Raw genomic sequence first — 13,540 nt, 5'->3', positions numbered from 1 at the left:
GGACGCAAGCCCCGTCGCTGTCAATGCGGGCCTCTCAAACATGATCGACAAAGGCCGGCGTGATCGGCCAACGCTGGCCAGTGACCCGATTGCCGGAACAAATGACCTGAACGGAACGCCAATGTCGCAGATGCAGAACGTCGAAAAGCAGCTTCGCGAGATGATCCTCGGGCTCGAGGTCGGTCCCGGCGAACGGCTGACGGAGCGCTGGGTCGAAAGCCGCTTCGGCGCCTCGCGCACGCCGGTCAGGGCGGCATTGCTGCGGCTCGAGACCGAAGGCCTGATCTGCCGCGACGGCCGCGGCTGGACGGTCTCGCCCATCAATCTTGCTGAGCTCGAGCAGATCGCTGTCTATCGCGAGGCGGTCGAGGTCGCGGCACTCAGACTAACTTGCACCTTGCAGGACAGAAGTGCCGTCGAAATCATCGAGGCGATGCTCGATTCCTGCGACGACAAGACGCCGCGCGAGGAATGGCATCGCGTCGGCATGGATTTTCATATCGAGTTGGCGCGTCTATCCAACAACGAGTTCCTGTTCAGAGCGGTTCGCGACGCGATGACACGCCTGTCGCGCGCCCGCTGGCTCGAGGTTCGGGACGAGGCGGCACTTGGCCGTGCCTGGGCCGAACACCATGCCATTCTGTCGGCGGTGCGGGCCGGCAACGCCGATGGGGCCGCCCGCCTGCTTTCGGCCCATATCACCGGCAGCCGCGACCGGCTGGTGACCTCGCTGCGCAACGACCGGCGCGGACTGCGCGCCAGGGGATTTGCCGTCGTCGCTTGAGTGAGGATCGGCTGCCATTGATCACGAAAAGGGCAGATGAGAGAAGAAAGCTACTTTCGGTCTCGCTTCGCAAATGCCGATGGCGTAAGAGCGGCGATGGAAAATAACCGATTTGACACACCCGTGACCGTCAAGGGCGCGGCGGGAAGCAATCAGCTCTTGCGTACGGTCCGCGAGGCTTCCGACTACCTCCTCAACAATTGGCCCGGCAAGCGCAGCCCCAAGCACCGCGAAGCGCTGCAGGCCTGTCATGATGCGCTGGCCGGCGACAAGCCGGCCATGAACGCTAGACGGGCCTTCATTGCCGCCGCTCGTGAAGTGAACGTCTTCGTCAGCGACAAGGCGCCCGCCTGAGGCATAGCGGGATTTGACCTAGGCCCGGACCGCCTGACAGGCCGGGCGTCATCGCTCGGTCGTTTCGGTTTTGGTTTGGGACTCGCTCTCGCCCTCGGGCTTCGATCGCTCCTTGGCCGCGACCCTGGCAGCCTGCTTTTCCGCCTTCTTGGCAGCCTTCTGCCGGTCGCGTTCCTTGCGCTCCTGACCGTAGTTCGGTGCTCGTGCCATATCGGTTCCTTTCATTGTGCTTGGCCTTTGCCTAGGAGCATTGGGCCGCAAACACAACACCGCAAGGCACGATCGGCTCCATATCTCGGCGCAGTCCGGAGAGCCCGGCTTTGTCAGGCGCCGTCCCGGTCGAGGACGAGATCGGCCGGCCCGAACCGGTCCTTTGCCGTGAATTGCTGGTGCCAGTAGGGATAGAGCACGGGCGGCCTGCTGACCACATCGAGCCGTGTGCGCTCCTCATCGGCAAGCACAAGGCTTGCAGCGGCGATATTGTCTTTGAAATGCGCTTCGGTTCGTCCGCCGATCACCAGCGAACTGACAGCGGGCCGGCCGAGTAGCCAGGCAAGCGCCACCTGCGCCGCCGATACGCCGTGGTTATTGCCGATATCGATCAGCACGTCGACGATCCGCCACAGCCGGTCCTCGTCGCGGATCGGCGGTTCCGACCAGCCGCTGAGCTGGCGGGCGGTCGGCTGGTCACGGTGGTATTTGCCGGACAGCAACCCGCCGGCAAGCGGGCTCCAGACCAGCACGCCGAGCCCCTGGTCGACCGCGATCGGCAACAGCTCATACTCGGCCTCGCGCGCCTCCAGCGTGTAATGGATCTGCTGGGTGACGAAGCGCGGCTGGTGATGACGGTCGCTGATCCCCAGCCCCTTCATAACTTGCCAGCCGGAATAATTGGAGCAGCCGACATAACGGACCTTACCCTGCGCGACCAGCGTGTCGAGCGCGGCGATGGTTTCCTCAAGCGGTGTCAGGCCATCCCACTCGTGCAGGAAATAGATGTCGATGACATCGGTCCTGAGGCGCTTCAGGCTCCTTTCGCATTCGCGGATCAGATGATAGCGCGACAAGCCTTCATCGTTGGGGCCCTTGCCGATCCGCATGCGCGCCTTGGAGGCGATCAGCACGTCGCCCTTGCGTTTGCCGCCGAGCGCCTCGCCGATAATCTCTTCCGACACCCCGTTCGAATAGACGTTGGCGGTGTCGATGACATTGACGCCGGCATCGATGCAAAGGTCGATCATCCGGCGCGCCTCGTCGAGGTCGGTTTTCCCGACCGCCGAAAACGCGCCGCCGCCGCCGAACGTCATGGTGCCCATGGTCAGCGTCGAAACCTTCAGCCCGGAACGGCCGAGAGTGCGGAATTCCATGTCGTATCCTCACGATTTATCGGGAAAGGCAGTGCAAACGACGCCCTCAATGAACCGGGCATTTGTAGGATAATTCGTTCTGCTTGTCGCCTGTTCTGCAGGGCAAGCTCGATCACATCTTGCCCATTGAACGCACAGCCGGCGCAGCAGTGGCTGCAATAAAACCGTCATCGCCGGCCTATACTAACATCGGTTCAGCGCTTCGATTTCCGGCCGCCGGGCCGGGCGGCAGAGCGCCTGACAGAGGCCCGACACGGCCTGTAAGCGGAGCAGCGCAAATGACCGAGACAAAACAGAATTCCCCGGCGAGGGACTGGCTGGAAGCGGAACTCGCCGACACGCTCGACGAAGATTATGAGCTGGAAATCTCGGAGCCGGCGCTGTCGATGGAGATCGCCAAGATCTACAGGAATGCGCATCCGCCATCGATCGACCGCCTGCAGTATTTTCGCAATCCCATCACGCTGCAATCCGAATTGATCAAGCTGCAATCCTGGGTCGCCAATCACAAGAAGAAGCTCGTCGTGGTCTTCGAGGGCCGCGACTCGGCGGGCAAGGGTGGCGTTATCAAGCGCATCACCCAGAGGCTTAATCCGCGCATCTGCCGCGTCGCAGCACTTCCGGCGCCGACCGAGCGCGAGAAGTCGCAATGGTATTTCCAGCGCTACGTTCCGCATCTGCCGGCCGGCGGCGAGATCGTGCTGTTCGACCGCTCCTGGTACAACCGCTCGGGCGTCGAGCGCGTGATGGGCTTTGCTCAACCGGATCAGGTCGAGGAGTTCTTCCGCGACGTGCCGGAGTTCGAACGCATGCTCGTCCGCTCAGGCATTACGCTTGTCAAATACTGGTTTTCGATCACCGACGAGGAGCAACAGATGCGCTTTTTGATGCGCATCCACGACCCGATGAAGCAATGGAAACTATCACCGATGGACCTCCGTCGCGCGTGCGCTGGGAGCAGTACACCAAGGCCAAGGAAGAAACCTTCGCCCGCACCAACATCCCGGAAGCTCCATGGTTCATCGTCGAGGGCAACGACAAGAAGCGCGCACGGCTGAACTGCATCGACCATCTCCTCAAGCAAATGCCCTTAGGAGGTGCCGCACGAGGAGATCACACTGCCGGAGCGCGTCTTCAATCCCGAATACGAGCGCCAGGTACTGCCGCGCGAACTGTATGTGCCGGAGAAGTACTGACTTCAGCGGCGATGAGGGCGCTGCCTTCGTGGGCGGCGCCCTGCAACAGGCTAGGCGCGCTCGATGATGACATGCGTGGCCTTCGGCGTCGCCACTTGCTCGCTGCAGCGGTAGCCGAGCTTGGGCATGTCGATGCCGGCAAAAAGGCTCTCGCCGGCGCCTAGCAGTACCGGTGAGATCGCCAGATGCATCTCGTCGATGAGCCTTTCCTGGAGATATTGCCGGATCGTAGAAACGCCACCGCCGAGCCGTACATCCTTGCCGTCAGCCGCTGCTTTCGCCTTTTGCAGCGCTGAGTGAATGCCGTCGGTCACGAAATAGAAGGTCGTGCCGCCCTCCATGACAATGGGATCACGCGGATGGTGCGTGAGCACGAAGACCGGCACGTGGTAGGGTGGGTTGTCACCCCACCAGCCTTTCCAGCTGTCATCCGGCCATTCGCCGCGGATCGGCCCGAACATGTTACGGCCCAGGATCCATGCGCCGACATTTTCGAAGCTGCGCGCCGCGAACGCCTCGTCAGTGTCCGTGGTCCCGCCATCCTTGCCGAGGACCATCTTGCGGAAGGTGCGGGTGCCGAACATCCATCCGTGCAGGGCTTCCCCGCCAACGCCCAGCGGGTTCTTCAGGTCTTGGTCGGGACCGGCGCCGAAGCCGTCGATCGACAGGGTGAAAGCGCTGACGCGAACTTTGGACATGAGAGCCTCCTCGATACCAATTGTGAGATGCAAGCAGTTGTCGGGTTAGCTTAACTGATTGCATTTTGCAAGCGGTATTTTGAATCGCCGGCGAGACAATCGCTTCCAAATCATGCTGCAATAACCAATCTCAATGTCGGCGCCCTCATCCGCCTGGCGGCACCTCCCCGCACGGTGACGGGGCGGGGGGCTGGCCGCAACCTCGGCGATGTTTTTTGCAACGCTGGAGATTGGCGAAAGGGAGAAATGCCCGGCAGGGGAATGAGGGCAGCGCAAGCCTGAAGCGATTGTCCCGCGGCGGCCATGTCGCGCTTTGGGCGAAGGACCGCTACTCGATGTAGACGCTAAAGGCGCATCACCCCTTGAGCATCTCAGCCACTTCCGGCGCGAAATAAGTGAGGATGCCGTCGCAGCCGGCGCGCTTGAAGGCGAGCAGCGATTCCAGCATTGCCTTGTCGCCGTCAATCCAGCCATTGGCGGCGGCGGCCTTGATCATCGAATATTCGCCCGACACCTGATAGGCGAAGGTCGGCATCTGCAACTCGTCCTTCAGCCGGCGGATGATGTCGAGATAGGGCAGGCCGGGCTTGACCATCAGCATGTCGGCGCCCTCGGCGAGATCCTGCTCGGCCTCGCGCACCGCTTCGTCGGAATTGGCGTGGTCGATGTAATAGGTCTTCTTGTCGCCCTTGAGCAGGCCAGCGGTGCCGACCGCCTCACGATAGGGGCCGTAAAAGGCGGATGCGAACTTGGTCGCATAGGACATGATCACTACATCCTGAAACCCATTGGCGTCGAGCGCATCGCGGATGGCACCGATCCGACCGTCCATCATGTCCGAGGGGGCAATGATATCGGCCCCCGCCGCCGCCTGGATGACGGCCGCCGCCGTCACCTGCTCAACCGTTTCATCATTGACGATAATGCCGTCGCGCAAGATGCCGTCATGGCCGTGCGAGGTGAACGGGTCAAGCGCGGCGTCGGTGATGATGCCGATCTCCGGCACCGCGCGCTTGATGGCGCGGGTGGCGCGGTTGATGATGTTTTCCGGATCGAGGATGTGCGAACCGGTCTGATCGCGCAGACCGAGCTCGACATTGGGGAACGTGGCGATCGCCGGAATGCCAAGCTTAGCCGCGCGCTCGGCCTCCTTGACGGCGAGGTCGAGCGACAGGCGGAACACGCCGGGCATGGCGGCGATCGGTTCGCGCACTTGTCTGCCGTCGACGACGAACATCGGCCAGATCAGATCGTCGACCGAGAGCCGGTTCTCCTGGACAAGGCGGCGCGACCAATCGGCCTTGCGCATGCGCCGCAGCCGCCGGCTGCCGGTGATCTCGTCGACGCTACGCGCGCCGGCAGGCTTTGCAGGGGTGAATTTGTTCATCGCAAAAACTCCGGACCGGGCGGCTTTTACCACGAGCCTCCGCCGCTGACCAATGCGACACGATTGTGCCAGCGGTCCTGTTGGGCACTATTCTGGTTGACCATTGCCTGACAGGATCTGCGCAGCACCCCGCATGGCGACGCGGAATGCCTCGTCGAAGGCGACGCCGCGCACTTGCCATTTGTAAGGCTTGCCGTTCACGGCAAGCCGCCAAACGGCGACCCAGCCAAGTTCCTTGTCGCTCCACGCCATGCTGCCGGCGAGCGCCTGGTCGGCGCCGGCCTTCCTCGCAAGCTGGTCCAATGTCGCCATCTCGGCATGACTGAGGCTTTGGTCGTCCAGCTTTGAGGCCGAGAGCAGCGACGCTGCGGGAAATACAATCCGCATGACCAGTGGACCGGTGGCATTGGCAAAGGATTCGCGCATCGCCGCGCCGCGCTGATCGTCGGCAGTCAGCGCGAAATGCCTGGCGCCTTGCTCCGCCTCCAGGAAAATTGCCAGGCGTGGCCGCTCGCCAAGCCAGGGTTTGCTGCCAAGCGCGGCAAGCATCAGATCGATGACTTCGGGCTTATAAAGACAGGTGAGATCATGCGGCCGGTCATGCGTGCCCTGTTCGTCATGGACCGGAATGCCTTCGAGACGATCATGATAGCGGAATTCGGCAACGAAGCTGCCGGCCTTGTTGCGCAGCGCCGCCATCTCAGTTCTCTTCGGCAGCCGCTGATCGCCGGACACACGAACCAGCACCGCATCGAGGCAGGCCTTGAAACCGATCTGCCTGTTGACCTCGCCCTGGCCGGTGACGATGGTCTGCGATTGATAGAGCTCGTCGACGGTTTCGGCCGATACGGGAGGAGTGTTCGCAGCGATCAGGCCGACCACCACAACAGCAACGCGCGGCAACCAAGGCATGGTTCAACCTTCCGGTTCAATGCGCCAGCATTAGCATTGGATGACGCCGACGACCAAGGAGCGGATTGGGCGCCGCCATTGACGGGGCCATGCGCCACGCTTTAGCACTTCACTCCCGGCGGGGCGCGGGAGGGAGTCTCTGACGATGGACTTTGGCGGAGGCGACGAGATTCGCTTCGAAAGATTGGGCAGGGCCGGCGTCGTCACGTTGACGCGGCCGCAGGCGCTCAATGCCGTAACCCACCGGATGGTCAAGGCGCTGGACAAGGCGCTGCGCAGTTGGGAGCGCGACGACGGCGTCCACGTTGTCGTTGTCAAGTCTGAGGGCAGGGCGTTTTCGGCGGGCGGCGACATCCTCCACATCTACGAGGCCGGCCGGGCCGGAAAACCGCCGGTCGAGTTCTTCGCCGACGAATACCGGCTGAACGCCCGCATCGCCCGTTTCAAGAAGCCCTATGTCGCACTGATCGACGGCATCGTCATGGGCGGCGGCGTCGGTATCTCCTTCCACGGCTCGCAGCGGGTGCTGACCGAGAACGCCCAGTTTGCCATGCCCGAGGTCGGCATCGGCTTTTTCCCGGATGTCGGCGCCAGCCACCTGTTGCCGGATCTCGGCGGCCGCTTCGGCATGTATCTGGGGCTGACCGGCAACCGCATCCGCTATGGCGATGCTTTGTGGTCGGGCCTCGCCACCCATACGATCAAGGCGAAGGACCAGGCCGGCTTTCTCGACCGTCTGGCGGAAAGCGGCGAGCCGGAATCAGTGCTGCGCGGCTGCTTCGTCCCGGCCAGGCGCGAGACCGACAGGCCGACGCTGGAAGCCATCGCCCGGCATTTCGCGCAGCCGTCGCTGGCCGATATCGTGGCCAGCCTGGAGCGGGCAGCCGCTGCCGACGAGTTCGCGGCAAAGACGCTGGCCACCATCCGCACCCGTTCACCGACCAGCCTGCATGTTGCCTGGCGCCAGATCAACGCCGGGCAGACGTTGTCGATGGACGAGTGCATGAAAATGGAGTTCCGTATCCTCAACCGCATGCTTGCCGGGCACGACTTCTATGAAGGTATCCGCGCCGCCATCATCGATAAGGGCTCGACGCCGCAATGGCGGCCGGCAGGCATCGATGACGTCAGCACCGCCGACATCGACGCCTATTTCGCACCGCTCGGAGAACGGGAACTGAAGCTGTGAGCGAGGTCGCCTCGAGACGCGTGGTGCTGCAGCCCTCAATGATCGAGGTCATCTTTGCCTGGTTCCAGCGCGTCATCGCCGGCTACTGCCTGCTGTTCGGCATCTTGTACTGGATCCGGCTGATCGGCTTCTATCCCGGCCCGTTGTGGCGCTTCGACCTGATGCCGGTGCACTGGCAGGTGGCGGCGGTGGTGCTGGCGGTGTTCTTTCCATTCGCTGCGGCCGGCCTGTGGATGCTGGCGTCCTGGGGGCCGGTGATCTGGTTCATCTGCGCGGTGACTGAGAGCGTCATGTATGCCGGCTTCCCCCAGCTGTTCGGCCACCGGCCGCTGATCGTCGCCTCGCACCTTGCGGTCGCGCTGCTCTACATAGTGTTCCGCGTGGTGATCTGGATGCAGAAGCGGCAGGCCCGGCGATAGCAATTCCGGTCGAAGATCGTTGGCTAAATCTTTAGGTTAATTATCCTTGCTCGGGTGACCGTCCGTTAAGCCTCTTTCGAAACCCTTTACCGGTAAGCTCTTGTTAGCCTTGGCGTTTAAGTCGAATTTTATGAGTATTCGATAGTGTCGCGATCAAGGTGAAGAACAAAAAATCACCGGGCGACAAACGAGAGGCAAAGACAATGATCAATTCGCGTCCGGCGGCGAAGACCGCCAACGTATCCGATGACCGCCGCGAGGCGATCCGTTCGCTGTACATGGAATCGCTTCAGCTGGTCGAGCGGCTGCATCGCCGTCTGCTTGATGTGATCAAGGACGAATTCGACCGCAACGGCCGCTCCGACATCAACGCCATCCAGGCGCTGCTCCTGTTCAACATCGGCAATTCGGAGCTGACCGCCGGCGAACTGCGCTCGCGCGGCTATTATCTCGGCTCGAATGTCTCCTACAATCTGAAGAAGCTGGTTGATCTCGGCTTCATCAACCACCAGCGCTCGCGCATTGACCGCCGTTCGGTGCGGGTTTCGCTGACGCCGAAGGGCAATGAAGTGGCGGAAGTTGTCGCCGGCCTCTACGAGCGCCATGTCGGCTCGATCGAGCAGGTTGGCGGCATCAACACAGAAGAGTTCAAGCAGATGAACCGCGCCCTGCAGCGGCTGGATCGGTTCTGGAACGATACCATCGCCTACCGGATGTAATCGCATCCGCGGTAAAGATCTGAAGCTGGACCACGGAAGCGCTGCCGCGGAGCAGACCAAAGGCCGGTGCCGAAAAGCACCGGTCTTTCCGTTTCGTCAGGCCGGCCGATCCAAATTCGAGCAACAGCCACGTTGCCGCCATATTCCAATGGAACCGAAGATGCGGGTGATGCTGGGGCCAAAGCCGTGCATTTGTCCTGTGCCCAAATCACTTTCCATGTGTTTTTACACCGAAGTGATGCGGGCCATGGTTGGCTAATTGTTAAGAAGCCAACTCTAGAGTGCGGGCGAGACCGCCCGGTAGGTTGAATCGTAGCAAGAATGTCTGGAACGTCCATGAGAACCAGCCGCCGTTTCTTCCTTTCAGGCGCCTCCGCGCTCGCAGCGGCGATGGTCGCCGGCCGCGCCAGTGCGCAGGATGTGATCGGGGACATCCTGAAATCCTCGGCCCGCGGCAACTGGGACGACCAGTTTGATGCCCGCCCCAGCCAGGGCGGCAAGGTGGCCTCGACGCTGCCGATCTTCAGCCTGCAGACCGTTTCGTTCACCGAGCAGGCGGTCGCGCAATACCAGAACATCGTTGCCCAGGGCGGCTGGGAGCCGGTTCCCGATACCAAGAAATTGCAGCTCGGCGTTGACGATCCCGACGTGGTCCCGCTGCGCAAGCGCCTGATGATTGCGGGCGATCTGGCGCAGAGCGCCGGCATTTCGACAGCCTTCGACTCCTACGTCGACTCCGCGGTCAAGCGCTTCCAGGCGCGCCATGGGCTGCCTGCCGACGGGACGCTGGGCCAATATTCTTATGCGGCGATGAATGTTTCGGCGCCAATTCGTCTCGGCCAGTTGCAGACCAATCTCCAGCGGCTGCGCGAGCGCGCCGGCACGCTTGGGGACCGCTACGTGCTGGTCGACATCCCGGGCGCCCAGATCGAGGCGGTCGAGAACGATCGCGTCGTGCTGCGCCATACCGCCATCGTCGGCAAGATCGACCGGCAGACGCCGATCGTCAATTCCAAGATCAACGAGATCATCGTCAATCCCTACTGGAACGCGCCGGTCTCGATCGTGCGCAAAGACATCATTCCGCTCATGCGGAAGGACCCCAACTACCTCAAGGATAGCCACATCCGCCTGTTCGCGCCGGACGGCAGCGAGGTTGATCCGCTGACCGTCGACTGGTCGACCGACGACGCCGAAAAGTACCGCTTCCGCCAGGATCCGGGTGCTGGCAACGCGATGGCCTCGGTCAAGATCAATTTCCCCAGCCCTGACGGCGTCTACATGCACGACACGCCGCAGCAGAGCCTGTTCGGCAAGATGATGCGCTTCGATTCCTCTGGCTGCGTGCGCGTCCAGAACGTGCGCGATCTCGTCACCTGGATTCTTCGCGATACGCCGGGCTGGAACCGCCAGCACTTCGAGGCCGCGATCAAGAGTGGCGAGAACGTCCCCGTGCAGGTCACCAATCCGGTGCCGGTTTATTTCCTCTACATCTCGGCCTGGTCGACGGGGCCCGGCGTCGTGCAGTTCCGCGACGACATTTACGGCCTCGACGGAGCCAACGAGCTGCAGATCACATCCGCGCTCTAAGCAGCTGAGCTCATTTGCAAAAGGCCGCCGCAAGGGCGGCCTTTTATTGTCGCCGTCGCGCTCCGAGCTTTGCGCATGATTCCGAAAATCAGTTCGCCACGGATCATATGCAAATCATGCGGCGCTGTTCAGGAGATCACGCGAAGCCCTGCTGCTGGCCGGCAGCCGAGGAAATAATGTGCTTTCAGAGAGCTGCCGCAATCCGGCCAGCAAATTTCGCGCTGCAAACGTGGCGGCCCGAAAGCAACTGTGTTAATGGCGCGACAGACCCCGAACCTTGAGGATTTCAGCCCATGGCAACAGCAGCGGCAGTGTCGAACAAATTCGAATCTTTTTTCGAAACCACGCTTGCCGATGCCGACCCCGAGATTTTCGGCGCCATCCGCAACGAACTCGGCCGCCAGCGCCACGAGATCGAGCTGATTGCCTCGGAAAACATCGTCTCGCGTGCCGTGCTCGAGGCGCAAGGGTCGATCATGACCAACAAATATGCCGAGGGCTATCCGGGTAAGCGCTACTATGGCGGCTGCCAATTCGTCGATGTTGCCGAGGAACTGGCCATCGAACGTGCGAAAAAGCTGTTCGGCTGCAATTTCGCCAACGTCCAGCCGAACTCCGGCAGCCAGATGAACCAGGCGGTGTTCCTGGCGTTGCTGCAGCCCGGCGATACCTTCATGGGCCTGGATCTCAATTCCGGCGGACATCTGACGCATGGCTCGCCGGTCAATATGAGCGGCAAATGGTTCAAGGTTGTCTCCTATGGCGTGCGCCGGGAAGATCATCTGCTTGACATGGACGCGATCGAGAAGACCGCCTATGAGACCAGGCCGAAGCTGATCCTGGCTGGCGGCACCGCCTATTCACGCATCTGGGACTGGAAGCGCTTTCGCGAGATCGCCGATTCGATCGGGGCCTATCTGATGGTCGACATGGCTCACATCGCCGGCCTGGTCGCCGGCGGCATGCATCCTTCGCCGCTGCCGCACGCGCATGTGGTCACCACCACGACGCACAAATCGCTGCGCGGGCCACGCGGCGGCATGATCCTTTGCAATGACGAGGACATCGCCAAGAAGATGAACTCGGCGGTGTTTCCGGGCCTGCAGGGCGGGCCGCTGATACATGTCATCGCCGCCAAGGCAGTGGCTTTAGGCGAGGCGCTGAACCCGAGCTTCAAGATCTATGCGGAGAGCGTCGTCGCCAATGCCAAGGCGCTGGCCTCCAGTCTGCAGGAAACCGGTCTCGACATCGTCTCCGGCGGCACCGACAACCATCTGATGCTGGTCGACCTGCGCGCCAAGAACGCCACCGGCAAGCGCGCCGAGGCTGCCCTTGGCCGCGCCAACATCACCTGCAACAAGAACGGCATCCCCTTCGACCCGGAAAAGCCTTTCGTGACCTCGGGCGTTCGGCTCGGCACGCCGGCCGGCACCACGCGCGGCTTCGGCCAGTCCGAGTTCCGCGAGATCGGCAAACTGATCGCCGAAGTGCTAGATGGACTGAAGGTCGCCAATTCCGACGAAGGCAATGCGGCCGTCGAGGCAACCGTGAAGGCCAAGGTGGCGGCATTGACGGATCGTTTTCCGCTTTACCCATATCTAGGTTGACGCAGGGTGTCGTTCCCCCAACTGTGACGGCGCCGATCAACTGGGCACGGCTGCATCTCGGAGACGCTTGACGATGACGCGATTTTTCCGTTTCGCCAGTGTTGGCGCTGCCTTGCTCACCTTAGCCACCTCGCAGCTTCTCGGCGCGGCCTTGGCGCAGACCGAGCCGACGCCGGCAGCACCCAAGACAGAGACCTTCGGCAGGTGGTCCACCACGGTGGACGAGGTCAACACCGGCGAGGATGTGCGCAAGACCTGCGCCGCCTCGACGGTCTTTTTCGACGCTAACGGCACCAGCGGCACCCTTACGCTGGCCATCTCGAACGGCGACGTACTGCCGCCCGGCGGCTATCCGAGCCTCATCATCGCCGTGAGAAACAGTGACTTGCCCAAGGGTGACAACATCCCGGCGGTGTTCCGCGACGTCAACGACAAGATCAAGGCTGGTATTCATCTTATCGCCGACGGACAGTGGATGATGGACAACAAGCCCGAGACCACGCTTGCCATACTGCGTGCCATGCGCCGTACCAGCGCCCTCGATGTCAGCTTCGCCGACAAGCCGGTCGCGACCATATCGATGGACGGCTTCACCAAGGCCTATCGCTATCTCGGCACATCCTGCGGCTTCCCGACCGGCGACGTCGCTCCCTGATCGGCGTATTGCCGTCTAACTGATTGCCGCTCTCGCAATTTTCTTCGTGCCTCGCTATCTCTGAGGCGCGATCGGTCATCGGCCATGCTTTGCCATCGTGGCAAAAACCTCTAAGCCTTTCGCTCCACGAGAATCGCGAACCGAAGGCTCTCCATGCGCTGTCCCTACTGTCAGTCCGAAGATACGCAGGTGAAGGATTCGCGCCCAGCCGAAGACGGTGCAGCGATCCGCAGACGGCGCGTCTGCCCAGATTGCGGCGGCCGCTTCACCACTTTCGAGCGCGTCCAATTGCGCGATCTCGTCGTGGTGAAGAAGTCTGGACGCAAGGTACCGTTCGACCGCGACAAGCTGCTGCGTTCGGTCGAGATCGCGGTACGCAAGCGCAATGTCGATCCCGAGCGCATCGACCGCGCGGTGACCGGCATCGTGCGCCAGCTCGAAAGCTCGGGCGAGACCGAAGTGGCTTCTGGCGAAGTCGGCCGGCTGGTCATGGAGGCGCTTAAGTCGCTCGATGATGTCGCCTATGTGCGCTTTGCCTCCGTCTACCGCAATTTCCGCGAGGCCAAGGATTTTCACGACGTGTTGGGCGAGCTCAAAGGCGACGAGCTCAAAACTGAGGAACCTGGGGGCGAAGAGCTGAAGAGCGAAGAGGACGCCGGCTGA

General features: G+C 62.0%; 14 protein-coding genes and 1 pseudogene. 10 read left to right on the top strand and 5 right to left on the bottom strand.

Features of this window, described 5'->3' with window-relative positions:
• Positions 1 to 121 precede the first annotated feature (121 nt).
• A complete protein-coding gene (locus tag AC0L2P_RS11670) occupies positions 122 to 784 on the top strand; it encodes a GntR family transcriptional regulator (RefSeq protein ID WP_473501346.1) in 663 nt (220 codons plus the stop codon).
• A gap of 123 nt (positions 785 to 907) precedes the next feature.
• A complete protein-coding gene (locus AC0L2P_RS11665) occupies positions 908 to 1,138 on the top strand; it encodes a DUF982 domain-containing protein (protein ID WP_473501345.1) in 231 nt (76 codons plus the stop codon).
• A 48-nt stretch (positions 1,139 to 1,186) separates the two neighbouring features.
• Here the strand turns inward: AC0L2P_RS11665 and AC0L2P_RS11660 are convergent, their stop codons facing one another.
• Positions 1,187 to 1,363: a hypothetical protein gene (locus tag AC0L2P_RS11660; protein WP_473501387.1), complete on the bottom strand. Its 177-nt coding sequence runs from the start codon at positions 1,361 to 1,363 to the stop codon at positions 1,187 to 1,189.
• A 98-nt stretch (positions 1,364 to 1,461) separates the two neighbouring features.
• Positions 1,462 to 2,505: an aldo/keto reductase gene (locus AC0L2P_RS11655; protein WP_473501344.1), complete on the bottom strand. Its 1,044-nt coding sequence runs from the start codon at positions 2,503 to 2,505 to the stop codon at positions 1,462 to 1,464.
• Positions 2,506 to 2,783: 278 nt separating this feature from the next.
• Here AC0L2P_RS11655 and ppk2 point away from each other — a divergent pair.
• A pseudogene (ppk2, locus tag AC0L2P_RS11650) lies at positions 2,784 to 3,701 on the top strand (polyphosphate kinase 2).
• A gap of 50 nt (positions 3,702 to 3,751) precedes the next feature.
• On the opposite strand, the gene AC0L2P_RS11645 reads toward ppk2, so the two are convergent.
• The 3 genes from AC0L2P_RS11645 to AC0L2P_RS11635 all read right to left on the bottom strand — a co-directional run bounded on the left by AC0L2P_RS11645 (position 3,752) and on the right by AC0L2P_RS11635 (position 6,698).
• Positions 3,752 to 4,399, bottom strand: a complete 648-nt coding sequence (locus AC0L2P_RS11645; RefSeq protein ID WP_473501343.1) for a dihydrofolate reductase family protein — start codon at positions 4,397 to 4,399, stop codon at positions 3,752 to 3,754.
• Positions 4,400 to 4,754: 355 nt separating this feature from the next.
• Positions 4,755 to 5,786, bottom strand: coding sequence for a porphobilinogen synthase (hemB, locus tag AC0L2P_RS11640; protein WP_473501342.1), 1,032 nt, complete (start codon positions 5,784 to 5,786; stop codon positions 4,755 to 4,757).
• An 87-nt stretch (positions 5,787 to 5,873) separates the two neighbouring features.
• Positions 5,874 to 6,698, bottom strand: coding sequence for a DUF2066 domain-containing protein (locus tag AC0L2P_RS11635; protein WP_473501341.1), 825 nt, complete (start codon positions 6,696 to 6,698; stop codon positions 5,874 to 5,876).
• A 145-nt stretch (positions 6,699 to 6,843) separates the two neighbouring features.
• Between AC0L2P_RS11635 and AC0L2P_RS11630 the strand changes: the two genes are divergently transcribed.
• The 7 genes from AC0L2P_RS11630 (at position 6,844) to nrdR (ending at position 13,540) form a co-directional block, all read left to right on the top strand.
• Entirely contained in the window at positions 6,844 to 7,887 is a 1,044-nt protein-coding gene (locus AC0L2P_RS11630) for an enoyl-CoA hydratase/isomerase family protein (RefSeq protein WP_473501340.1), read from the top strand.
• The gene (locus tag AC0L2P_RS11625) at positions 7,884 to 8,306 is read left to right on the top strand and encodes a DUF6163 family protein (RefSeq protein WP_473501339.1); all 423 of its coding nucleotides are present in this window, start codon (positions 7,884 to 7,886) and stop codon (positions 8,304 to 8,306) included. Before AC0L2P_RS11630 ends, AC0L2P_RS11625 begins: the two co-directional genes overlap by 4 nt.
• A 203-nt stretch (positions 8,307 to 8,509) precedes the next feature.
• Complete coding sequence (gene ldtR / locus AC0L2P_RS11620) at positions 8,510 to 9,025, top strand: transcriptional regulator LdtR (protein WP_023674486.1); 516 nt, start codon at positions 8,510 to 8,512, stop codon at positions 9,023 to 9,025.
• A gap of 336 nt (positions 9,026 to 9,361) precedes the next feature.
• The gene (locus tag AC0L2P_RS11615) at positions 9,362 to 10,615 is read left to right on the top strand and encodes a L,D-transpeptidase family protein (protein ID WP_473501338.1); all 1,254 of its coding nucleotides are present in this window, start codon (positions 9,362 to 9,364) and stop codon (positions 10,613 to 10,615) included.
• A gap of 293 nt (positions 10,616 to 10,908) precedes the next feature.
• Positions 10,909 to 12,222 (top strand): serine hydroxymethyltransferase, encoded by a 1,314-nt coding sequence (gene glyA, locus AC0L2P_RS11610; protein WP_473501337.1) that lies wholly within the window; start codon positions 10,909 to 10,911, stop codon positions 12,220 to 12,222.
• 73 nt (positions 12,223 to 12,295) lie between these two features.
• Complete coding sequence (locus AC0L2P_RS11605) at positions 12,296 to 12,877, top strand: hypothetical protein (RefSeq protein ID WP_473501336.1); 582 nt, start codon at positions 12,296 to 12,298, stop codon at positions 12,875 to 12,877.
• Positions 12,878 to 13,030: 153 nt separating this feature from the next.
• Positions 13,031 to 13,540: a transcriptional regulator NrdR gene (gene nrdR, locus AC0L2P_RS11600; protein WP_473501335.1), complete on the top strand. Its 510-nt coding sequence runs from the start codon at positions 13,031 to 13,033 to the stop codon at positions 13,538 to 13,540.

The organism is Mesorhizobium sp. WSM4836 (assembly GCF_055811815.1).
The sequence above is the reverse complement of the archived record's forward strand: the minus strand, read 5'-3'. Positions and strand labels throughout refer to the sequence as shown.

What these genes read in the sequence shown, in the direction of transcription:
- AC0L2P_RS11670 (WP_473501346.1), top strand. Translation starts at nt 122, where the DNA reads ATGTCGCAGATGCAGAACGTCGAAAAGCAGCTTCGCGAGATGATCCTC.
- AC0L2P_RS11660 (WP_473501387.1), bottom strand. Translation starts at nt 1,363, where the DNA reads ATGAAAGGAACCGATATGGCACGAGCACCGAACTACGGTCAGGAGCGC.
- AC0L2P_RS11655 (WP_473501344.1), bottom strand. Translation starts at nt 2,505, where the DNA reads ATGGAATTCCGCACTCTCGGCCGTTCCGGGCTGAAGGTTTCGACGCTG.
- AC0L2P_RS11645 (WP_473501343.1), bottom strand. Translation starts at nt 4,399, where the DNA reads ATGTCCAAAGTTCGCGTCAGCGCTTTCACCCTGTCGATCGACGGCTTC.
- hemB (WP_473501342.1), bottom strand. Translation starts at nt 5,786, where the DNA reads ATGAACAAATTCACCCCTGCAAAGCCTGCCGGCGCGCGTAGCGTCGAC.
- AC0L2P_RS11635 (WP_473501341.1), bottom strand. Translation starts at nt 6,698, where the DNA reads ATGCCTTGGTTGCCGCGCGTTGCTGTTGTGGTGGTCGGCCTGATCGCT.
- AC0L2P_RS11630 (WP_473501340.1), top strand. Translation starts at nt 6,844, where the DNA reads ATGGACTTTGGCGGAGGCGACGAGATTCGCTTCGAAAGATTGGGCAGG.
- ldtR (WP_023674486.1), top strand. Translation starts at nt 8,510, where the DNA reads ATGATCAATTCGCGTCCGGCGGCGAAGACCGCCAACGTATCCGATGAC.
- AC0L2P_RS11615 (WP_473501338.1), top strand. Translation starts at nt 9,362, where the DNA reads ATGAGAACCAGCCGCCGTTTCTTCCTTTCAGGCGCCTCCGCGCTCGCA.
- glyA (WP_473501337.1), top strand. Translation starts at nt 10,909, where the DNA reads ATGGCAACAGCAGCGGCAGTGTCGAACAAATTCGAATCTTTTTTCGAA.
- AC0L2P_RS11605 (WP_473501336.1), top strand. Translation starts at nt 12,296, where the DNA reads ATGACGCGATTTTTCCGTTTCGCCAGTGTTGGCGCTGCCTTGCTCACC.
- nrdR (WP_473501335.1), top strand. Translation starts at nt 13,031, where the DNA reads ATGCGCTGTCCCTACTGTCAGTCCGAAGATACGCAGGTGAAGGATTCG.